The organism is Bacteroides propionicifaciens DSM 19291 = JCM 14649, assembly GCF_000375405.1.
In the GTDB taxonomy this organism is placed as follows: domain Bacteria; phylum Bacteroidota; class Bacteroidia; order Bacteroidales; family Bacteroidaceae; genus Bacteroides_E; species Bacteroides_E propionicifaciens.
In genome coordinates this window covers 147,502-169,843 of sequence record NZ_AQWS01000001.1, presented here as the reverse complement: position 1 = coordinate 169,843, position 22,342 = coordinate 147,502, and the positions used below count along the sequence as shown (strand labels likewise).

The window sequence follows — 22,342 nt, the reverse complement described above, 5'->3', positions numbered from 1 at the left end:
ATTTTTACAGCATACGGAAATAAATATGCTTCTTAAATATTTATATATCGGATAAGTCTTACTAAATTAGTTCATTAATGATTTCAAGTATTTATTAATCCGACACACCTGATGAAGAAAACAACATTAGCCCTAGCAACCCTCTGTGGAGTCACGGGGTCAGCACTAGCTCAAACTGATTTAACTTATCAAAAACCTCCTCAAGAAATACTCGAACTAGCCGACTTTGAGCGTGCACCGCTCCTGATGATGGATAGTCAACTTAAGTATTTGGTATTTAACTATACCAACACTTATAAGACTCTCGAAGAGCTTGCCCAAGAAGAACTACGATTGGCTGGACTTCGTATTAACCCAGTGACTAGGATTAGCAGTACAGCACGCTATTACAATAAACTGACTTTTAAGAAGCTACTAGGGGATCAAGAAATAGCCTTTGAAGGAATGCCGACCAATGCTCAAATCGCTAACCAAACTTGGTCGCCCGATGAGAGCAAAATAGCCTTCACAAATACTACAGCAAAAGGTGTAGAATTATGGATAATAGATATGGCAACAGGAAAGGCTAATTTGCTGAGTCAGGCCAACCTTAACGCTGTGATACGATCACCTTTTGTATGGGCAGCCGATAGTAAGGGGCTTTTTATCACCGTTCGCCCTAAAAATGGAGATGAGCTTATAAAAGAGAACCAAGTTTTGCCTACTGGCCCTACAATTTCGAATAGTGTGGTGGGACAGACGGCACAGAATATTACTTATCAAGATCTTTTGCAAAACTCTACCGACGAAAAGAACTTTGATGCATTAATCAGTTCGGAAATCTACTATATAGATCTCAATGGTATAGCTAAGCTTTGGGCTCCTAAAGACCAATATGCAAAACTTGCCTTGTCACCAGATGGGAACTATCTCTTGATAGACAAAATAATACGACCCTACTCGTATATTGTGCCCTACGCCAAGTTCCCAGTGTTAACTGAGGTATATACTAAGGAGGGAGAACTTGTAAAAACGATCAATCAAAAACCTCTTATCGAGCATGAACCACGTGGGTTTATGGCAACCTATACGGGTAAACGAAATATTTCTTGGAGAGCAGATCAACCAGCAACACTCTACTGGGCCGAAGCACAAGATGGTGGTGACCCAGCCCAAGAAGTGCCTTACAGAGATTTTGTATACCAATGGGAAGCTCCTTTCACTGACGAACCAAGTTACCTGACCAAAACAATCAATCGCTTTGGTGGAATTGATTGGGGAAAGAGTACGCTAGCAGTGCTTTCAGATTTTTGGTGGGACACTCGTAATACCAAAACCTACATATTTGACCCCACAAAAGCTCAAGAAGAGCCTAAAATTATATTTGACAGAAACTATCAAGATCAATACAATAACCCTGGTGACTTTGATTTGGTTAAAAATAAGGCGGGACGATTTGTACTTCGCCTAGAAGGTGATCATGGCTTTCTTGTTGGCCAGGGTTACCGTGCTGATGGACAATTTCCGTTTGTTGACCAGTATGACTTCAAAACCCTGAAGTCTAATCGTATTTTCGAGTCGTCGTATACCGATAAACAATTGAATATATCCAGAATTATCAATCCTAAGAAGGGGGAATTCTTAGTTAGCCTTCAATCGGCTACTGAATACCCTAACTACTACATTATAAACTCGAAAAAACGAATTGCACCTATCCCTGTAACTTTCTTTAAAAACCCTTTCGAGTCGATCGCTGGAGTCTATAAAGAGGTGATTACCTACAAACGTAAAGACGGCGTAGAACTCAATGCAACACTTTACTTACCAGCAGACTACAATCGTGAAGAAAAGACTGAGAAACTGCCTATGGTTATGTGGGCTTACCCAACTGAATATAAGGATAAACAGAGTGCTGGCCAATCGACCACCAACCCAAATGAGTTTATCTATCCGTTCTACGGATCACCAATATACTGGGTAACTCGTGGTTATGCTATTTTGGACAATGCTGCCTTCCCTATTGTTGGTGAAGACAAGGAAGAGCCCAACGATACCTTCTTAGAGCAATTGGTAGCCAACGCCGAAGCAGCAATAGATGCAGTAGATGCTATGGGTTATATTGATAGAGATAGAGTCGCGGTTGGAGGACACTCTTATGGTGCGTTCATGACAGCCAATCTGCTTACGCATAGCAACCTGTTTGCGGCTGGAATTGCCCGTAGTGGAGCATATAACCGTACGCTAACGCCCTTTGGTTTTCAGGCAGAACAACGTAACTATTGGGATGTGCCTCAGGTCTACAATGCAATGTCTCCGTTTATGCATGCAGATAAGATGAAGACTCCGATGCTTCTTATTCATGGAGCTGACGACAATAATCCAGGTACGCATACCATGCAGAGTGAGCGATACTTCAATGCCCTCAAGGGGTTTGGAGCACCTGCAAGGCTAGTACTACTACCCAAGGAAAGCCATGGCTACGCTGCCAAAGAATCGGTTTTACATGTGCTTTGGGAGCAAGACTGTTGGTTAGAGAACTATGTAAAGAACAGACATAAATAAGTCTATAAACTAAAAAGAACGGTAACCCTATGCTAGGATTACCGTTCTTTTTGTATAATGATATTAAGAGTCAATTACTTTGCACTTGCTGCAAATTGGTCAAGCATCATAATACCCATTTGTGAAAGTCCTTCGTAAACCTCGTGAGGTAATTCACCTTTCACACGGAATGCAACCACTTTATTAGACTTATCAAAAAATACACCATAAGCCTCTTTCCAAGTGTCTTTTAGTTTCTGACCTACAACATAAACTTGAATACCGTTAGGATAGGTTTTAGAGAAAAGCACTTCGAAACCCTTAGGTACACTTACTGTTTTCATTTCTTCTTTAACAGCTGCCACTATTGTAGCAGATGCCGATTCAAAGACAGTAACTTCGTCTCCCTTGACTCCTTGAATACCCAATTCTTTGGCCATTTGCTCGTTTTCTTGCTGAGTAACCTTGTGATCCTCCCATTTCTCAGTAGTAGAAACTGGATAATCCTTTTTCCATTTCGTGAATAGGTCATCGATGTTTGTTGCAAATAACAGAGGCGTGCATAGAAGCATCACCAACACTAGATTTAATCTTTTCATATTCTTTTATCGTTATAAACCACCACTTAATTGACTGTAATATTTTATTAAAAGCGGTGAAAGGTAAAGGTCAAAAAAAATCATGGTATTGATCATAGACCTTTAATATAGTTCCATACCATGTTTATTAATAGTAAAATGAGTAGAGCATAAAGCACATAGGGATTCCACTTCTTACGGAGTGCTGGGATAAGTGTATCTGAACCCCTAAAAAGGTCAACCATAGCCCAAACACAACCCACCAACAGTGCAGAGTGTGTCAGTAGCGTTAAAGGATTCACCATAAAACCTCCTAGCAAATCCCCCTTTAAAAACAAACTTGTAGCTCTTATAGAGCCACAAGCAGGGCAAGGAATGTCTAACGTAAATTTTAATGGACAAAAAGTGAACTGCTCAACTTCTTGGGGATAGAAATAGAAAATTAGATATCCACCTACAAGAGTGAGAACAATTAACAAATACTTATATCTCGACTTGATAGGCTTTGTTTTAAAGAACATTCTTCATGAAAAGCTCAAAGTTCTTCTGCTTTGTCACATTCATTATTAAAAACCAATCGACAATTGTCCAAATCCCTAGTCCTCCACAAGTAATCAATTTAAGGATACCCAGACCCACATCTCCCAAGATAATTCGGTCTACACCGAGATAACCTAGGAATATAGATAGGATAAGAATCATTATAGGATTTCTGTAAGGCAATACCTGAATTACATGAAAATTATCCTCGTCCATCTCTTGTAATAACTTACGCATTGCATAAATTTTGTCAGCTGAGAAGTTATCACTCTCTCTTGCTAAAAACACTTCAATTTGCCTGCTGTCCATTTGTAATTAGTTTGAAATAATACATCGGTTTAATTAATATTCTACTGGAAAAGAAAATCTAAAGATTCTTCAACCCATCACGATCCAATATAGCAATCTGACGATTGTTTACTTGAATAAGTTGCTCTTCTTCTAACTCGGTTAATGTACGAATTAAGGATTGACGAGAAACACCAAACTTATCGGCCAACTCTTGACGCCCCATAGGAATCTCAATCACTTTATCATTATTTTGAAGCTCCGTAAAGCTCAAAAAGTACTGTGCTAATTTTAGTTTTAAACTCATCAATGAAAGAAAGTGTATTTTATCACTCAAGAATCGATTAATATCAGAAACTATCTGGATAAAGTTAAAGAGTAGATTTGAGTTGGCCTGCATAGCCTTCAAAAACTCTTTCTTACTCATCTTCAACAACGAGAGATCACCTTCGGGGATTACATTAACAGGAAACTCACTTTTTGTAGCAAATAACATAGCAGGTGCAAGAATTCGCCCTGCTCCAATCTTTTCAATTTGCAGATACTTTCCAGAGTCCGATACCATTCGTGCAATAGCATTGCCTTCGAGTACAAGTAACAAAAACTGACAGGGATCACCCATCAATGCAATAATGTCGTTTTTGGAATAGGTTTCTGTTTTGTAAATATAAAGGCTTAAAAATTCTTCAATGTCGTTTTCGGAAAATCCTTTAAACAAGGACGACTTACTTAAGACTTCTTTTATCATTTCAATATCCATAAAGCACTCCTTTATTATTAATTTAGAAACAAGATATAAATTCTAAGTCAAAAGAGAAGTAAGTTTCTTTTTTTTCTTTAAATTAGAAAGAAAGACCGATAAAGCTCAACAAAAATGGTAAATGTCACATAGGCGACAGTTTATCTCTTCCCAAAGCTTTTACTTTGTCTCAACAAGAAAGAAATAGATTATTAACTACGTAATAAAAATATGAGCTATGGAAAATATGTTTTGTTTTCAATGTCAAGAAACTGCTAAAAATGTAGGTTGCACCGTTAAAGGTGTTTGTGGCAAAGATGCTGTAACTTCTAATGCGATGGATTTACTTATATTCACACTAGAGGGAATCTCAGTTGTTTCGACTGCACTAAGAGAAAATCAAATCAAGTTTGACGAAAAAAGAGTTAACGAATTTGTTCGTGACGGACTTTTCGCAACCATTACCAACGCTAACTTCGATGAGACAAGTATTAAGAATCGTATCACTTCTGCACTTGCTTTACGAGAAGAATTAAAACTAATTGCACAAGAAAGCAATATTACTTTACCTAAACTAGATGCACTTAATTGGCATACTACTGCTGACAAATACGATGCAACAGCACGTGTTGTGAGTATCTTACAAGAAAGAGATGAAGACGTACGCTCACTCAGTCAACTAACAATCTACGGACTCAAAGGTATGGCTGCTTATGCTGAGCATGCTGCACGTTTAGGCTACACAGAAAATGAAATCGATGCCTTCATGCAAAAAGCGCTTAACGATATTATCCTTAAAAATCGCACGGTTGAAGAGCTAATCGCACTAGTTCTCGAAACTGGTAAGTTTGGAGTTCAAACAATGGCTCTTCTGGATAAAGCTAATACAGAAAGTTATGGTAACCCTGAAATGACTACCGTTAACATTGGTGTAGAAAAGAACCCTGGTATCTTGATAAGTGGTCACGACCTCAAAGATATGGAAGAGCTTTTGAAGCAAACTGAAGGTACTGGTGTTGATGTTTACACACATAGCGAAATGCTTCCTGCCAACTATTACCCCAAATTCAAACAATACAAACATTTCGTGGGTAACTACGGTAATGCTTGGTGGAAACAAAAAGAAGAATTTGAATCATTCAATGGCCCTATTCTATTTACAACAAACTGCATTGTACCACCATCCAAAGGTGCAAAGTATTCTGATAAAGTATTTACGACCAACTCTACAGGTTTCCCTGGATTTATTCATATCGAATCGGATGCCAACGGTAAAAAAGACTTCTCTCAGGTTATCGAGCTAGCTAAAACTTGCCCAGCACCAACCGCTATTGAAGAAGGTAGCATCGTAGGAGGTTTTGCGCATCACCAAGTGCTTGCACTAGCTGATAAAGTAGTTGATGCAGTTAAATCGGGAGCTATCAAGAAGTTTGTAGTTATGGCAGGTTGCGATGGCCGTATGAAGAATCGCGGATACTATACCGATTTTGCTGATGCACTACCTGATGATTCTGTCATCTTAACAGCTGGTTGCGCTAAATATCGCTACAATAAACTTCCGCTTGGTGATATCAATGGCATTCCTCGTGTGCTCGACGCAGGTCAATGTAACGACAGTTATTCACTAGCTGTGATTGCAATGAAGCTTCAAGAAGCATTCGGGTTAGACAATATTAATGATCTACCAATCGTTTACAACATTGCATGGTATGAGCAAAAAGCTGTTATTGTATTATTGGCCCTACTTAGCTTAGGTGTAAAGAATATCCACCTCGGACCAACACTTCCAGCCTTCTTATCTCCAAACGTAGTTAACGTTTTGGTTGAAAACTTTGGTATTAGTGGCATTTCTGATGTCGATACAGACATTGAAGAGTGGATTGCTTAATTCCTATAGCAAGTATTGAACCCACATTAACATCGCCCCTTTGCAAGCTTGCAGAGGGGCGATACTGTTTACATTTAGTTCATAAATGATTGTTCTTTCCAAATAAAACTTATCTTTGTAGCCGATTAAAAATTAACAACATCCTTGCTCGTTACTTGAGCGTAGGACGTGTGCTTGGCCAACCACGTAAAAAACAAGAATATATGAAACAAAAAGTGTCTATCCCCTTCATGATGATGGGGATATTATTTAACGTCTGTCTTATAACAGCGAATCTTTTAGCGACAAAACTAGTTCACCTTTGGGACTCACCTAGTCTGGATATCACAGTAACAGCTGGGCTTTTGGTCTTTCCGATTTCCTATATCATCAACGACTGTATTGTTGAGGTATGGGGGTTTAAGAAAGCTAAATTGATTATTTGGTCAGGGTTTGCCATGAACTTTCTGGTTGTGATTTTAGGTCTGTTGGCTACAGTCCTACCTCCTGCACCAGACTGGAATGGTAATGAGCATTTCAACTATGTCTTTAGTTTTGCTCCACGAGTTGCTGCTGCAAGCTTACTAGGTTTTTTAGTTGGATCTTTCCTCAATGCCATGATTATGAGCAAAATGAAAGTGGCTAGCAAAGGCAAGAACTTTGCCTGGAGAGCCATATGGTCAACCATTGTAGGTGAAGTTGGCGATTCAATCATCTTCTTTACTATTGCATTTACAGGTGTCGTACCTCTTCAAGTGATGCTATACATGATGCTCACACAAGTCGTGCTTAAGACAGCGTATGAAATTGTAATTCTACCGATCACTATGCGAGTAGTCAAGAAAGTAAAAGAGATTGAGGGAGAAGATGTATATGACGAAAGCATCTCTTATAATATACTTATAGTAAAAGATTTATGATATGTTGAATACCAATCAAGCGATCGTATTGTTTAGCGGAGGTCAAGATTCCACAACCTGCCTCTATTGGGCTAAAGAACGATTTGAGAAAGTCTATGCACTCAGCTTTAGCTACGGACAAAAGCACAGTAACGAAGTAGAAATTGCTCGGCAAATAGCCTCAGAGGCTGGCGTAGAGTTTCATGTACTAGATGCGCATTTCATCTCTTCACTGAGTGTAAATTCGCTCACTGATAGTAGTCTAGAAATGGACGAAAGCAATAGTCTCCCCAATACGTTTGTACCAGGTCGTAACCTCTTCTTTTTGAGTATGGCAGCTGTATTTGCATTTGAGCACGAGGTCAAACATATTATTACAGGGGTTTCTCAAACAGACTTCAGTGGATATCCCGATTGCAGACATAATTTTATCCTATCGACCAACACCACATTGAATTTGGCTATGGAGCGTGAATTTGAACTTCATGCACCGCTTATGTGGCTTGACAAATCACAGGTATGGGAACTCTCTGACCAACTAGGTGTTTTCGACCTAATTAAAGATAGAACTTTAACTTGCTACAATGGAGTCGTTGCACAAGGGTGTGGACATTGCCCTGCTTGCAAATTGAGAAATAAAGGATTAGAAGAATATTTAAATAGAAAGGAAAAACGATAATGCGTCAAGACAGTGAATTAAAAGAACAACTCTCAGCTCTTGGAGCTGCTACAGAGTATAAGCAAGACTATGCACCTGAGGTGTTAGAAGCCTTCGACAATAAACATCCGATGAACGACTATTGGGTGCAATTTAATTGTCCTGAGTTTACAAGCTTATGCCCAATCACAGGACAACCCGACTTTGCCGAAATCAAAATTAGCTATATCCCAGAGATTAAAATGGTCGAAAGCAAAAGTCTTAAGCTATATCTATTTAGCTTCCGTAATCACGGTGCTTTTCATGAAGACTGTGTCAACGTTATCATGAAGGACCTAATCAAGCTGATGAATCCAAGATACATCGAGGTTACAGGAATATTCACCCCCCGTGGTGGAATCTCAATTTACCCCTATGCTAACTTTGGTCAACCAGGAACTAAATACGAAAAGATTGCTGAGCATCGCTTAATGAATCATTAAAAGCCTACTAGGCAACTATGTGAAGAAGAATAGGGTCAATCTAGCTAAGTTAAAGCTAAGATTGACCCTATTTATTTTGAGTATATTCTAACTAATTACTCACCTAAACCTAAGAATTGGAACGGTTTAGAAGTCTTTAGAGATTTAACGGCATTACCATTATAAGTTTCTTCGTTGGTTAAGTTTAACTTCTTAACAGGAGCACCTGGTTTGAAATCTAGATCTTTCAAATCTAACCAAAAAGTATTTGGAGTCAAGACTGACTCGTAGAAGTAAACTTTATTCTTTTGATCAGAAACAGTTCTCCAACGTGTTGAAGCAATATTTGGTTGATCAGGTGTGCTGATTCCATAAGGAACTGAACAGTTACGAATCACACTAAAAATACTAGCTACACCAATGCGAACATCTGCTGTTTGTGGAATAGCGTGCGTATAGAATGAAGCTCTTACAAAACGGTCAGCAGCACGGTTAGTACCAGGTAACATTACTGTTCCACCAATTTGTTGCCAATAATCGTCTAAAGCCAATTGTTGAGCAAAGATTGGAGAGTTAGTCATTACTTGATATTCTGGGCTATGGCTAATTACTAATTCACCATCGATATATTCAAGTAAACCACACGAGTACAGGCATCAGCTTGGGTAAAACCAGCAAATGCTATACAACCTAATGCTATTAAAAACTTTTTCATAGTTATGTTTATTTTAAAAACTTAATGATTACATAACAAAAAAACAGATAGATGGTTGTCGTTTTTTATAGGTTTCGATGAAAATGGACGTATTTAGCTAAAATTCTTATTCTATATCATTTTGTTCGCACACTCCATGTAGCCATATAGAGCAAAGCAGCAAGTAACACAATAACTCCTCCTAGCTGAGATGAGAGGTAATCACTTGCTATTCCCATCAATAATGGGAATATAGCTCCACCAACTAAACCCATAATCATGAGTGCAGAAACTTCGTTCTTAGCCGAAGGCATCAATAATAAGCAACGTGCCACAATAATTGGGAAAACATTGGAATTACCTATACCCACTAAACCGACAAAGAAATATAGCCAACCAACCGTTGGAGCAAAAAACAATCCAATGAAGCCAACAGCAATCAGCACGGAGCCAATATTGAAAAACAGTTTTGACGATATTTTAGAGAGCGTCATAGCTCCTATTAAGCAACCCACAGTACGAAGTAAAAAGTAAACACTATTGGCATACGTAGCGATTTCGATGCTACAGCCTGTGCGCTCCATAAGAAGCTGAGGAGCACTAATGTTCATTCCTACATCAATCCCTACATGACAAAGCATTGCCAAAAAAGAGATCCGAATAACTCGGTTATTGAGCAGCCTCAAAGTAGACTTAATCCCCATACCCTGAACTACAGGTTGCTCATGGATAGGCGTAAAGCCTAAAAAAAATATTGCAAATAGACCGTAACCAATAACTATAGGCAACATAAGGGTCCAACTAGCCCACGACTGACTTGCCCAAGCTGCCATAAACGGTACAGTAAAAGAGCCCAATGCCTTAACGAACTGCCCCAAAGTTAACGCACTTGATAGCTTCTTACCACTTACAATATTTGCTAGCAGGGGGCTAGCAGCGACTTGAATCAATGTTATTCCAACTCCTAAAACTGCAAAAAACAGAATAACACTGACAAAAGTATAGCTAAAAAGTAAGAAGCTTAACGCCAAGCCCATCAAAACCATACTCAAAATTACAGTATTCTTTTGCCCGATCTTTGTCATTAAAGCACTCGTAGGGATTGAGAAAAATAAGAAAGAGAGAAACAAGAGCGTCGATAAGGCCCCAACCGTCGTATCGGAAAGTTGAAAATCTACTTTAAGATAATTTGAAGCAACGCCTATGACATCGTAGAACCCCATGGCCAAAAATGCAACCATGACCGAAATCAGACTTAACGTGATGTGTTTTTTATTTTCCATTGTGTTTGTTGTTCTTTTGAATACTAAGTACTGAGAATAATTAAACTCCACTTCGCAAAGAGAAGTGGAGTTTAAAATTATTTATGCTATAATTCGAGATCTAGACCTATTGTGTTACTATTTGTACCGCATCAATCCATAGTTTACTACCTGGTGCCCCACTATATAAATAGCCTTGGCTACTTGACCAGAAGAAAAATCCAATACGATAATTTAGAGCATAATCAAAAGCTTTCCCCTCGGCATAGACCAATGGAACATCAAAGCGAGCATAGCTCGATTGATCATCTGAGCTTACTAAATCTCCCCTAGCAATAATCCTACTTGAATTAGCCAAAACTTCGCTAAGTGTGAGCATCTCTTCATCGTTAAGAGGGTCTTGCACCTCATAGAGGAATACAGAAATTCTCATTTCGTCATTTACCCCCTTCAAATAAGCAGTTTCATCTGGCTTACTCAAATCGATACATTGGTAAAATTCCTGACCTTTCTCATATTTATAATATCCGCTAAGGCTAATCGGTTCATAGAAAATCGGATAACCGTAATGCATCTGTTTATCGAAATTATTCAAATTGGTCTGGAATGAACCTGTATAAAGTGTTCCTCCTGCAATTTTAGGGATACCATAGGTATTGTCCTTAGGTGGATTCATGTCTATCGTTTCAATAAGAGCAGCACTTCCACCCTGATATGAATCCGAGCTACTCACTACTCCATAACGACTTACTGGCTGGGTAGAAACCACTAGGTCATTTTGTTTTTTGAGCAAGTGCATAAAAGGTGCATACAGAGCATTACTACTCTCCCATTCAAATCCATATTGACCCACAGGAATCTGATATTTAGTAGCTTCATAAATGGTATTAGGATTCGCAATCTTCCAAGAGTCAAAAGAAAATATTCCTGGGCGTTCTAATATATTGACCGTATAAGTCTTCTGATATATTCCATCTTCTGAAGTTACAGTATAAACTACTGGAACCGTAAAATCTTGTGACGTATCAGCTGCAGGCGATATAGTAGCTCCTGACGAAACAGAAATATTGGGTACTAAATTAGTCAAATCAGCCAGAGAGCCTTCTTTTGTTGTTGCTAATAAGATATTACCTTGCTGCTCAAAAATATGAGTGCTATTGGGAATAAAGTATTCGCTGTCAATCCTAAAATCTAGGATTGAACAGCCTGAGTTCAAATCGTTGCTCATAGGGCCTGAAAAACTAAAAGACATTCCGTAAAGATCAACAGCATCCAATGATGAGATTGTGCCCGTGAAGCTTAATAGGCCATCAACAATACTACCTTGAAGCTCAACAGCAAGTTCAGCTCCAAAATCAGTGGTTATATTTTGCTGAGTAGAAAGCGTTACTGTGCCACCATATTCTACAATGGTAGCCAACACATTGATTAATTTCAGGTCTGCATTTAAATCAGATGAAAAAGGAAAATATGAAATTGTAAGGTTTACATGTTCATCCATATCCTTTTTAAGATAGACTTTACGCTTAAAAGAATCAGATGATGAGTTTAGATCGCGTTCAAGTTGTCCAATATAAACTCCATTATGTTCTGTCCCAATGGTGATCCTATCATCTAAGTCACTCTCCTGGGAACATCCCCAAAGACAGAACAAAGAGATACAAACCATGAGATAAAATAAGTATTTCTTTTTCATCCTATTTCAAATTTTCAGTTTATGCAATTATAATTCACTAACTCACAAAAATAGAGTAAATGAAATAGATAACATCAATTTTGAGCAGAATAAATAACTACGATAGCTTAACTTGGCTCCAAAACAAAAGCTATTTACCAGTCTAGTTTACAAATAATCAAGGATATAATATTAATAGATTATTTATGTTAAAAGACCCATTTATAAAGGCTTATAACACTTTTACACTAAACCAAATAGGGCGCAAATTTGTATTTATATATAGATTACAAATCAAAGTTTAAGGTTATGAGAAGAATACAAGTTACATTATTGACTGCTTTTTTATTTATTACAGCTTCTGTTTTTGGTCAGTCAAACAAAGTTCTCGATGGCTTGGCTAATTCTTACGATTACACTCAAGAAGCTATTGCTTCGATAGCCAAAGCAGCAGAGAATATGACTGAAGCCTATCAATATTTATCGTCCAATGGAGCTAAACGTTTTATTAAGTTTTCGCTAGAGAATTTTGAAATTGCTGGACAACAAATTACTGCTGCCAAATCTGAAGTAAATTCAATCGTTCATGCAGCCAAAGAGGCTGACATTTCGGAGGACATTGAGTCAATACTAAGTTTGTACGAAGAGATCCAAGATGAGATTGATCTGGCAGTAACAGCAAGCAAAGAAGCTATAAACCAGAGAGAATCATCCGAAATAGATCAAGAACTTCGAAAAGCTTCTCAAGGGCTTGAGTCTGCTCTACCCAAAATGATCTCTGCACTCGAAAAAACCAATGAGGTAGTATTAAAAATGCACTAACTTCTATTTTGTTAATAGAACAAACTATACAATATGAATTATAAAATCATTCTTTCGTTAAGCTGTAGCCTATTATTATCGGGAACAGCAATATCAGCTACCCCTAAACTAGCTAAAACAAATTACGTACAAGATCATAACCAACAAACTCCTGAGTTTGCTGTTACGATCAAAAAGCAAGCACTACTGACCATGGAAGCCATCAACGATACCTTCAGGAGCTTACACTCTGCCAACAAAAATGCATCTATCGATAATGCGATTGAAAATGCGAATAGCCTGATAGTATTGCTTGGAAAATCAGACTCGCAAGAAGGACTTAGTAAAGCTCAGAAATTAAGCTTTCAAAGCGTATTGAAAAGAACTCAACGAGCCAAGACATCACTCGGAAATGCAAAATCAGAAAGCTCTGTTCGAAAAGTAAAACAAGAAATTGTTGAAGCTAAAAAGAACCTAGGAAAAGCTTTAGGAACTATTGATAAAGCAGTAGGATACAGCTTATAGTGCTAATAAATCTAACGGAGTATTCTAGTTTACGATAGGCCGTTTCAAGCTTATTACTAGGGGCTTAAAATACATTATCAATAAGCTTAAATATATTCTTATCATTTGTATATTAATATCAAATCTTTGTTTACATTTGCGCCGCTTAAATTTTAAATAATACAATTATGGCAAGGAGCGAATTTGACGATTTCGATGATGACTTGGATAATGGCCAAGACATGTATAGCGATAATAACTACGACGAAGACATCAGTCTTGATGACGAGGATTTCGATGATGAAGACTCGTACAATATGATCGATTCGTATATGTTAGACGACAAGGATTGGGATGAAGACGACTGGACATCAGGCGATGAAGACGATTCAGATGAGTTTGACGATGACGATGCTGAGTAAGTAACTGTAAGCATTTACACAAAACAAAAAGCGATAGAAGTAATTTCTATCGCTTTTGTTTTATATCTAATTAAGCCGTTAAGCTTGGTCTTTGTCGTAGTGAACTAAGATATTCTCATCAACCTCATAGGTTGAAACAGGCTTAGCGCAAGTTTCATAAATAGGCACTACATAATACCCTCCTTTATCACAACCAACAACCTCAACCAAACATCCCATTATCTTAGCTGTAGAACACACTTTTTCTTCACATCTAACAGCTTGGTCGGCTACTTTGCCTTTAACCTTCTCCCAACGAGTCAATAATTCTGGAAACGGAGTTGAAACAACTTTTACCTTCATTTTTATTCCTTTTAAAAGTTAGTAAATCTGCATAATCTTGATTGATCATAAAGATAGCAAGAATATCCTATTAACACACTATAGAGGCTTTAGTTTGAAATTGCTATAACCTGAGACGGATAAAACAAAATCTCAAAAGAATTGGGTGTCAGATAAACTAAGACACTCAATTCTTTTGAGGTTTCAATACGTTATATTTTAAAGGTGAATCCCCTACTTATAAACTATAAGAAGTTAGTGGACTACCAGATATAGCATCTATACTAGGGACTGATAACTTAGCTTGGTGTGCCACTCGACCCGCTTGAACAGCCAATTGAAAAGCCTTAGCCATCTCAACAGGATTGCCAGAACGAGCAATAGCTGTATTTACAAGAACAGCTGCAACGCCCATCTCCATTACCTCAGCGGCATGTGAAGGAGCACCCAAACCTGCATCTACGATAACTGGAATATTACAAGCCTCAACAACCAAACGCAACATATCCTTGGCCTCAACACCACGGCTGGTACCTATTGGAGCAGCAATTGGCATTACACATGCAGCACCTGCTTCTTCTAGTCTTTTGCAAAGAATAGGGTCAGCAATTGTATATGGTAAAACCACAAAACCCTGTTTTACTAATTCTACTGTAGCATTATATGTTTCAATAGGATCGGGTAAAAGTGTTTTAGGGTCGGGATGAATTTCTAGCTTAATCCAGTTGGTTTCAAAGGCTACTCTAGACAGTTCAGCAGCAAAGACAGCTTCTCTCGCATTCTTAACTCCAGAAGTATTAGGAAGCAATTGAAGTCCTGGACGGCGTACATGCTTCAACATATTATTATCCTTATGTGATCTCTCTGGATCCAAACGTCTCATAGAAACCGTTACCATCTGCGTATTAGATGCTGCAATAGTTTTGCTCATCAACTCGTATGAGCTAAATTTGCTCGTGCCTAAAAATAGGCGAGAGTCAAACACTTTATCTGCGATATATAATTTACTCATAGTTAAATTTAAAATAGGGATACATGTTCATATCTTCAATATACCATAAGTCACGTATGAATTATAGCAACCTAAGTTTACTCTCTTTTTATTATCCTCCTGAAACTGCTTCAAGAACCATTAACTCAATATTCTCTTCAAGAATTGTATTACCCCAAAGATTACGAGGTACTACTTTATAATCAATTGCTATTGCAATGCCGTCTTTAGGTAACTCTAATTGAACTGCTAAATCGGCTAAGGAAGAACCTGCTTTAACTTCTAAAGGCTTGCTGTTAATTAAAATATTCATAGATTCTGAATTTTATTTTAATGTGATTATTTATAATATAGAAAATCTATAACGATGTATAACAAGAAAAAGCCATACATTTATAATTCATAAATATAACAGTTTTTTCATGAATGACCTTGGCCATAGCACTCTTTTTATGTAAATAAAACCGTCTCTATTTTTTAGCTACTTATAGTCAGAACGATAAAGATAAGCTAGTAAAAACAAAAGGAGTCCTCTTGGGCATCATTTAATACCAAGGGGACTCCTTCTTTAATATTTTCAACCTATTCTTTTTTCTGTGACCCTTTACGGCTATTTCTTTTAGCATTCCATACTACGGCAAAGAAAGCTAATATGATACAGAGTAGCGAGAGAACAAAGCTACGAGTATCTCCCAACTGCACACTCTTCAAGGCGTATGGCATTAATATAATTAATAGAATTACAAATAAGCCAATAGATACTTTAGTCTTCATAATAGGTTTGTTCTTATATAAATTGTGACAATACTCAACTACATAGTCTTGTATACTATAATAACAAAACAACGACTAAAACGTTTAGATTAACTTAGGGTTATTCTCCAGCAAGAATATCCCTTGAAAACTGAATCAGCTCTTCTTGTGTCACCTTGTCTGAGTAGACAGCTTTACTTCCGTTATTGTAAGGGCCGTATTGCTCAATAGAAGTTATGTTGAATAGTGCTAGAACTGGTATGTTTGAAGCACTTGCTAGATGCATAACACCACAATCGGCAGTAATGAACAGTGAGCCTTTAGATATGGTAGCCACCATTTCGTGCAAGTCAGTACTATAATAACTGGGTGCAGCAAAATCAATTTGTGATACCTTCTCTTTGGGTAAGACCTCTACGATATTGTAATTGGGAAACTCAAACTTCAATTTATCGTAAAAAGAAGTCCACCAAGTTATAGTTAGGCACTTATTACCTGTAGCAAAGGTGTATATATAAATCGTTGGCTTATCCTGAGGTATAATTTCATGATAGACTCTCTCCCCATTTTCGAGTTCATCTTCAGTCAGATTAAACGATAAGATAGGAATGGCAGCAGCAGGGAAATCAATACCCGACTGAGAAAGTAAATATCTCAGGTTATACACGGGTTGCTTTGCCATATGAATATAATCGGGGTACTCTAATTTCAATGACTCTACTTCATCGCCAAAATCTTTCATCGATGCTTTAGATAGCTGAGCAGAAAGTCGTCCTGAAGACGAATTAGGGATTACATTTAAGACTAAATCGTAATCCTCCTTCTTTAAATTCCACCATACTCGAATGTATTCACCCAATTCTTTAAAGGGTTTTGAAGGCAATACTATAAGTTTATTGATGCTTTTGTAGTTTTCGAAAATAGGAAATCCTACTCCACCCCGAACAAACAAATCGATTTTAGCATTGGGTAGTAATCGCTCTATCTCCTGAACTAAAGGTGTTACCATCAATAAATTTCCAAGTCTAGAGTTGGGTCGGCTGATTAAAACTCGGATGGGACGCTGCAATATATCATCGACTGAATCGAACTGTACAGTTTTACCTTTAATATGCTTGGTCAGACTGTAAAGCAACTTGCGTCGAATATTATTGATCTTTTTTTTCATTCTAAAGACTATCAATGTTATTTTAACATGCTAAATAAGCGAAACATTCTGTTGAAAAACTGTATTTCTTGGACAGGCTTTTGAACTAACATCAGAATAATACTATTAAATGCTTAATCCATCGGATATTACAATGGAGCTACTTTTCTAAATCGCGTAAAAGTTTTCCTTTGCTCGATAAGCTTCCATCCAATTTGGGTGAGCCAATAATTTGAGATGTATAGATACCACTATGCCCAGAGAACAAATAGGCAATAACACAACCCAGTGCAATAAAAACACCTGTCTCAGTGCCAAAAAGCTCCATCCCCATAATGGTGCAGGCTAAAGGAGTGTTTGTAGCTCCCGAAAATACAGACACAAAACCAACAGCCGCTAATATACCTACAGGCATTGGGATTATTCCACTTAGCGCACTACCTAAAGTTGCACCAATAAAGAACAACGGTGTTACTTCACCACCCTTGAAACCAACTCCCAACGTAAATGTTGTGAGTATTATTTTGATTAAGAACGAATACCACTCCTCTTGAATCAGAAAAGACGAAACAATAGTAGGTATACCAAGACCGATATACTTAGTTGTTCCCAATAAATAAATTACTAAAACCAGAATTATTCCACCCAAAAAAGGTCTAAGAGGAGAATATCTAATTAGTTTCTTTGAGTATCGGGTCCAGAAATGAACCATATGTGAAAACAAAAAGGCAGACAGCCCAAAGAGAATGCCTGCAAGAAGCACATAAATCAAATTCATGGGAGTAACTTGGGGTATCACCCCCACAGCATAAGCTGTATGATGTACTCCCCAAAGCGTATGACAAGTGTAATGAGCAACTATTGCTGCAATAAAGCTTGGCAAAATTGCTTCGTAACGAATCCGTCCTATTATCAATACTTCAAGAGCAAACACAGCACCAGCCAAAGGAGTGCCAAAAACTGAAGCAAAACCAGCGCTTACCCCAATAATAAGAAAGACACGACGATTAGATGCATCAAGACGGAATAGCTGTGCTAGCTTTTCACTAATAGCTCCACCCATCTGTACTGCTGTTCCCTCACGCCCTGCAGAACCCCCAAACAGATGAGTCAAGAGTGTCCCTATAAAAACCAAGGGAGCCATTCGGAAGGGAATAATATTTTTAGCAGAATGCACTTCATCAATCAAATAGTTGTTACCTCGCTCACTACCTTTTCCCCAATAATGATACATCAAACCAATAACAAGACCAGCTAGAGGAAGTAGTAAAATAATAGGAAGGTGCGACTCACGATAAGTTGTGACCCAAGTCAAAGAGACGAGCAACGCAGCCGAAGCTGTTCCGGCCAGTAGCCCAACAGTGCTAGCAAGCAAAGACCACTTTAGGGTATAAATTAAAATAGACAACTGTTCTATTGAGGCAAATGTTTTTTTAGAACTGAATAATGTTTTAATTTTCATCGACTTGAAATAATTTTAACAACCATGGGCCAGAACTAGGAGTTTGAGCAAATAAAAAAACCACCTAAAATAACTACAGACTCCTAGCATCATAAACCTCATAGAAGAGTTATGACTACATAGGAACTATCAGCTATTTATTAGCGGTTTATAACAGGGAAGTTCCATTCCCTTAAATTCTAAACACAAAAGTATATTAAATGATTGTTTAACCAAACTAATAGTGACATAAAAAAGGTGATATACTCTTGCACATCACCTTCCTTTATATAATCTTGAAGCTATCTTCTAGTTTGGCTTAGCTATATACGCTAAATCCACAGTATAAGTCTCCGTATTTGCTCTATCCTCAGACAACACTATTATTTCCATCGGTGTTCTAGGGTCAAGATGCTTAGATGATTGGGTAAAAGTAGCTCCTTGAGACACTTGAATATTAACTTCAAGTTGTTTGAGAGTAGCTTCACTTATTTCCTTATCAACCTTTACCGTAATCTTCTTAGTAGATTCATTTATGACAATATCATAAACTAGTGGACTATCTATAGTCACCTTTTCTACTTGGGCTTTATCGTTTTCTTTGCGATTAAGTTTACCTCCAATAAAAGAAGCTGGAACAGGGCCAGGTTTATGAGATAGAGTTAGTTCATAACTTATTGCTAAAGACTTACCCTCAACCACACCAGTAAACACAACATCAGCAATACCATATTCTCCTAGATTGACTTGAGCCTGCTTACCTTTAAAAGTAAAATAATCATCAGTAGCATTCTTACCATCAACGATAACATTTTCAGTCAAGAAGGTAGTTTGCTCCAAACTTCCGTCACGAAACAAAACAACCTCCATGTTTACTTTATAGGGATCTTGCAGTGTTGATGGTCGCAAATATACTTTAGACCCATAAACTAGATTATAGTAGGATACTTCAGTTACTCCTTTATAGATGCCCGTGAAGTCAGGAATTCGTTTGGAGCTATTTGAGCAGCTTGTCAGTCCTATATTGGCAAATAGAACAAATATCAGTAAGTAAATTAAGTTAGTTCTTTTCATAACTATTAAGTGTATATAAATTTCATTAGTTGATTAATCACAATTATTAATATCACAGGGTAACCAAAGTTATAATTATATGTCTTAAATAGCTGCTATAAGCACAATTATTATGAAATAATACGAAACTCAATTTATAACACGAAGTAGCCTTAACAAATTTAAACGGATAGAATCTAGTTAAGTTTAGGTATCATAATTTACAGAAATACCTAATTTGAGTGATTGATTGCTCTTAACAATAAGTAGAACTTTGTAGTCGAAATATTAACTAACTACAAAACAAATCAATGACAAAACAGAACTGTTTAATAGCTAGCTGCATGATAGCATTTTTCCTTTGCTTCATACCCTCGGCTATTTTTGCTAAAGATGAACACACACATTCAGCAATAAAAGGAGTTGTCAAAGATGAAGTAGGCGACATTATTGAAGCAGCTTCTATTATGCTTAAAGAGATTCAAAAAGGAACACTTAGCAACCAGAACGGCAAATTCCACTTGCGTGCTAAACCCGGCAAATATACGGTATATGTACAGTTCTTAGGCTACAAGCCGTTCGAGAAACAAGTAACATTGACAGCCAATAAGGATCTGTTTATCAACATCAAGCTCGAAGATACTAGTTACAAATTAAACGAAGTAGTTGTTGAATCAAAATCATCCGTACAACGTATCAAAGAGTCAGCTCTTAACGTTGTAGCTATCGATACTAAAGCATTATATAACACAACACTCGATATTTCAAATACACTTGGCAAAGTGTCGGGAATCAAAATACGTGAAGTTGGTGGTGTTGGCTCTGATAGCCAAATTTCTCTCAATGGATTTACAGGAAAGCATATCAAAATCTTTATGGATGGTGTGCCAATGGAGGGCTCAGGTTCTTCATTCCAAGTCAATAATATTCCTATTAATATTGCAGAACGAATTGAAGTTTATAAAGGCGTGGTACCTGTTGAATTTGGTGGTGATGCCTTGGGTGGTGCGATTAACATTGTAACTAAGAAAACTTCCAATACTTTTGTTGATGCCTCCTACTCCTATGGATCATTCAACACACATAAATCAAACCTAAGTTTAGGCTATACTTCCAAAAAAGGTTTTAATTTCAGCTTGAATGCTTACCAAAACTACTCTGACAACGATTACAAGATTAAGTCTAGATATCTAGATCTGGAAACAGGTCGATTCTCAAAAGAAGAGCGTTGGTTCAAACGATTCCATGACAAATACCACAACGAGGCGATAATAGCCAAGGTTGGGTTTGTCAATCAAAAATGGGCTGACCGTTTTTTATTGGGCGTTAATATCAGCAATGAAAGTGCAGATATACAGAATGCGAACTTAATGCGTATTGTTTATGGTGGTAAGAAAAGAAAGGCTAAGGCTATAAGCCCGTCTTTAACCTATTCGAAACGCAACCTATTTACCCCTAACCTACATCTAACGGTTAATGCCCACTACAATAAGCTTAAGAGTCAGAATATAGATACACTAGCTCGCCAATACAACTGGGCAGGCGAATACATTGATAAACCAGGCAAAGGCGAGAGCCAATACAGTCGTGCTAAATATGACAATGAGAATTACTCTGCTACAGCTAACCTAAGCTATAGTTTGCTAGGTAAACACTATTTCACACTAAACGATGTATATACTAATTTTCAGCGAAAAACTGCCGATAAAGCTGCCGATGAGACTAGCAATGAGGGCACATTTATGCGTCGTGTAAACACAAAAAACGTTGTTGGTCTATCTTATAAGTTCCGTCCTATTGCTGCTTGGAACATCATGGGATTTGTAAAACACTACAATACCAAAGTCAAAGGCCCTGTCAATGTTAGTACTGGAACTACTGAGGAGTTTCAAGAACAAGAACGTTCGTCCAATATTACTGGTTACGGATTTGCTACAACTTACCATCTAACTTCAGACATTCAGCTAAAAGCCTCTTTTGAACAAGCCTACCGCTTGCCATCGGAGAGAGAATTGTTTGGTGATGAAGCCTTAGAGGCAGGTAATACAACTCTTAAACCAGAGAATAGCAAAAACTTTAACCTGAATGCTTCGTACGATCATACTTTCAACAACATACATCACCTCTCACTTGATGCTGGGTTTATCTATCGCAAAACGACCGACTACATCCGCCGTATTATAGAACAACGCCTTGGAGGTGCATCTTCAATAAACCACGGACAGGTTAATACTATTGGTGGAGACTTTGAAGCTCGTTATACATTCAAGAATGCACTTGTTATTGGAGGAAATATTACTTATCAAAACATTCGAAACAAAGAGCGTTACTCTCCCTCGGGGCAAGAGTTAATCTATTATAACGACAGAATACCTAATGCACCCTACCTATTTAGCAACCTAGATGCTAGTTATAGTTTTAGAAATCTAATTGATAAGGGTGATCTTTTAAGCCTTGGTTACAATATGAGATATGTGCACGAATTTTATAGAGATTGGGAAAGTGAAGGTGGAGACATCACAATCCCTTCACAACTATCTCACGATATTAATCTGACTTATTCGCTCAAAAATGGAAGATATAATATCGCATTAGAAGCCAATAATATAACAGACGAAATTATGTACGACAATTATAGTCTGCAAAAACCTGGAAGAAACTTCTCTATGAAGTTTAGATACTTCTTCTTCAAAAACAAATAAGAATTAAATACTTAATTAACAATTAG

The 22,342-nt window shown here is 37.5% G+C and carries 22 protein-coding genes, 1 pseudogene and 1 riboswitch; of the genes and pseudogenes, 9 read left to right on the top strand and 14 right to left on the bottom strand.

Annotated features, from left to right (window positions below):
- The first annotated feature begins 111 nt into the window (after positions 1-111).
- Complete coding sequence (locus B091_RS0100590) at positions 112-2,541, top strand: alpha/beta hydrolase family protein (RefSeq protein ID WP_018108058.1); 2,430 nt, start codon at positions 112-114, stop codon at positions 2,539-2,541.
- A 74-nt stretch (positions 2,542-2,615) separates the two neighbouring features.
- Here B091_RS0100590 and B091_RS0100585 read toward each other — a convergent pair whose 3' ends face one another.
- The 4 genes from B091_RS0100585 to B091_RS0100570 all read right to left on the bottom strand — a co-directional run bounded on the left by B091_RS0100585 (position 2,616) and on the right by B091_RS0100570 (position 4,686).
- The gene (locus B091_RS0100585) at positions 2,616-3,119 is read right to left on the bottom strand and encodes a hypothetical protein (protein WP_018108057.1); all 504 of its coding nucleotides are present in this window, start codon (positions 3,117-3,119) and stop codon (positions 2,616-2,618) included.
- 92 nt (positions 3,120-3,211) lie between these two features.
- Entirely contained in the window at positions 3,212-3,619 is a 408-nt protein-coding gene (locus B091_RS11590) for a DUF2752 domain-containing protein (protein ID WP_018108056.1), read from the bottom strand.
- Positions 3,609-3,947: a TM2 domain-containing protein gene (locus B091_RS0100575; protein WP_018108055.1), complete on the bottom strand. Its 339-nt coding sequence runs from the start codon at positions 3,945-3,947 to the stop codon at positions 3,609-3,611. The genes B091_RS11590 and B091_RS0100575 overlap by 11 nt, the downstream gene beginning before the upstream one ends.
- A 58-nt stretch (positions 3,948-4,005) precedes the next feature.
- Entirely contained in the window at positions 4,006-4,686 is a 681-nt protein-coding gene (locus tag B091_RS0100570) for a Crp/Fnr family transcriptional regulator (protein ID WP_018108054.1), read from the bottom strand.
- A gap of 217 nt (positions 4,687-4,903) precedes the next feature.
- Here B091_RS0100570 and hcp point away from each other — a divergent pair, with 217 nt between their 5' ends.
- The 4 genes from hcp (at position 4,904) to queF (ending at position 8,571) form a co-directional block, all read left to right on the top strand.
- Positions 4,904-6,553, top strand: coding sequence for a hydroxylamine reductase (gene hcp, locus B091_RS0100565; RefSeq protein ID WP_018108053.1), 1,650 nt, complete (start codon positions 4,904-4,906; stop codon positions 6,551-6,553).
- Between the two features lie 203 nt (positions 6,554-6,756).
- Positions 6,757-7,452: a queuosine precursor transporter gene (locus tag B091_RS0100560; protein ID WP_025069319.1), complete on the top strand. Its 696-nt coding sequence runs from the start codon at positions 6,757-6,759 to the stop codon at positions 7,450-7,452.
- A gap of 1 nt (position 7,453) precedes the next feature.
- Positions 7,454-8,110 carry a 7-cyano-7-deazaguanine synthase QueC gene (queC, locus tag B091_RS0100555; protein ID WP_018108051.1) on the top strand — a complete coding sequence of 219 codons (657 nt, stop codon included), beginning with the start codon at positions 7,454-7,456 and terminating at the stop codon, positions 8,108-8,110.
- Positions 8,110-8,571 carry a preQ(1) synthase gene (gene queF, locus B091_RS0100550; protein ID WP_018108050.1) on the top strand — a complete coding sequence of 154 codons (462 nt, stop codon included), beginning with the start codon at positions 8,110-8,112 and terminating at the stop codon, positions 8,569-8,571. Before queC ends, queF begins: the two co-directional genes overlap by 1 nt.
- A gap of 95 nt (positions 8,572-8,666) precedes the next feature.
- Here the strand turns inward: queF and B091_RS11585 are convergent.
- The 3 genes and pseudogenes from B091_RS11585 to B091_RS0100530 form a co-directional block, all read right to left on the bottom strand.
- Positions 8,667-9,188, bottom strand: a pseudogene (locus B091_RS11585) (linear amide C-N hydrolase); the annotation flags it as partial.
- A gap of 193 nt (positions 9,189-9,381) precedes the next feature.
- Positions 9,382-10,527 (bottom strand): MFS transporter, encoded by a 1,146-nt coding sequence (locus tag B091_RS0100535; protein ID WP_018108047.1) that lies wholly within the window; start codon positions 10,525-10,527, stop codon positions 9,382-9,384.
- Positions 10,528-10,633: 106 nt separating this feature from the next.
- Positions 10,634-12,202: a PCMD domain-containing protein gene (locus B091_RS0100530; RefSeq protein ID WP_018108046.1), complete on the bottom strand. Its 1,569-nt coding sequence runs from the start codon at positions 12,200-12,202 to the stop codon at positions 10,634-10,636.
- Positions 12,203-12,490: 288 nt separating this feature from the next.
- On the opposite strand from B091_RS0100530, the gene B091_RS0100525 reads away from it, so the two are divergent.
- From B091_RS0100525 to B091_RS11580, 3 genes are all read left to right on the top strand, one after another.
- Entirely contained in the window at positions 12,491-13,003 is a 513-nt protein-coding gene (locus tag B091_RS0100525) for a hypothetical protein (protein WP_018108045.1), read from the top strand.
- 33 nt (positions 13,004-13,036) lie between these two features.
- Positions 13,037-13,507, top strand: coding sequence for a hypothetical protein (locus B091_RS0100520; protein ID WP_018108044.1), 471 nt, complete (start codon positions 13,037-13,039; stop codon positions 13,505-13,507).
- Positions 13,508-13,674: 167 nt separating this feature from the next.
- On the top strand, positions 13,675-13,908 hold the full coding sequence (locus tag B091_RS11580; RefSeq protein ID WP_018108043.1) for a hypothetical protein: 234 nt from the start codon (positions 13,675-13,677) through the stop codon (positions 13,906-13,908).
- A gap of 78 nt (positions 13,909-13,986) precedes the next feature.
- Here B091_RS11580 and B091_RS0100510 read toward each other — a convergent pair whose 3' ends face one another.
- From B091_RS0100510 to B091_RS0100480, 7 genes are all read right to left on the bottom strand, one after another.
- Positions 13,987-14,250 carry a hypothetical protein gene (locus B091_RS0100510; RefSeq protein WP_018108042.1) on the bottom strand — a complete coding sequence of 88 codons (264 nt, stop codon included), beginning with the start codon at positions 14,248-14,250 and terminating at the stop codon, positions 13,987-13,989.
- A gap of 217 nt (positions 14,251-14,467) precedes the next feature.
- Entirely contained in the window at positions 14,468-15,241 is a 774-nt protein-coding gene (locus tag B091_RS0100505) for a thiazole synthase (RefSeq protein WP_018108041.1), read from the bottom strand.
- Positions 15,242-15,332: 91 nt separating this feature from the next.
- Positions 15,333-15,533: a sulfur carrier protein ThiS gene (thiS, locus tag B091_RS0100500; protein ID WP_018108040.1), complete on the bottom strand. Its 201-nt coding sequence runs from the start codon at positions 15,531-15,533 to the stop codon at positions 15,333-15,335.
- Between the two features lie 269 nt (positions 15,534-15,802).
- The gene (locus B091_RS0100495; protein WP_018108039.1) at positions 15,803-15,994 is read right to left on the bottom strand and encodes a hypothetical protein; all 192 of its coding nucleotides are present in this window, start codon (positions 15,992-15,994) and stop codon (positions 15,803-15,805) included.
- A gap of 100 nt (positions 15,995-16,094) precedes the next feature.
- Positions 16,095-17,141: a glycosyltransferase family 9 protein gene (locus B091_RS0100490; RefSeq protein ID WP_018108038.1), complete on the bottom strand. Its 1,047-nt coding sequence runs from the start codon at positions 17,139-17,141 to the stop codon at positions 16,095-16,097.
- Positions 17,142-17,280: 139 nt separating this feature from the next.
- A complete protein-coding gene (locus B091_RS0100485) occupies positions 17,281-18,582 on the bottom strand; it encodes a voltage-gated chloride channel family protein (RefSeq protein ID WP_018108037.1) in 1,302 nt (433 codons plus the stop codon).
- Between the two features lie 113 nt (positions 18,583-18,695).
- Positions 18,696-18,763: riboswitch (Fluoride riboswitch) on the bottom strand.
- Between the two features lie 107 nt (positions 18,764-18,870).
- The gene (locus B091_RS0100480) at positions 18,871-19,635 is read right to left on the bottom strand and encodes a hypothetical protein (RefSeq protein ID WP_018108036.1); all 765 of its coding nucleotides are present in this window, start codon (positions 19,633-19,635) and stop codon (positions 18,871-18,873) included.
- 323 nt (positions 19,636-19,958) lie between these two features.
- Here B091_RS0100480 and B091_RS0100475 point away from each other — a divergent pair, with 323 nt between their 5' ends.
- Positions 19,959-22,316 carry a TonB-dependent receptor gene (locus B091_RS0100475; protein WP_162137963.1) on the top strand — a complete coding sequence of 786 codons (2,358 nt, stop codon included), beginning with the start codon at positions 19,959-19,961 and terminating at the stop codon, positions 22,314-22,316.
- Positions 22,317-22,342 lie beyond the last annotated feature (26 nt).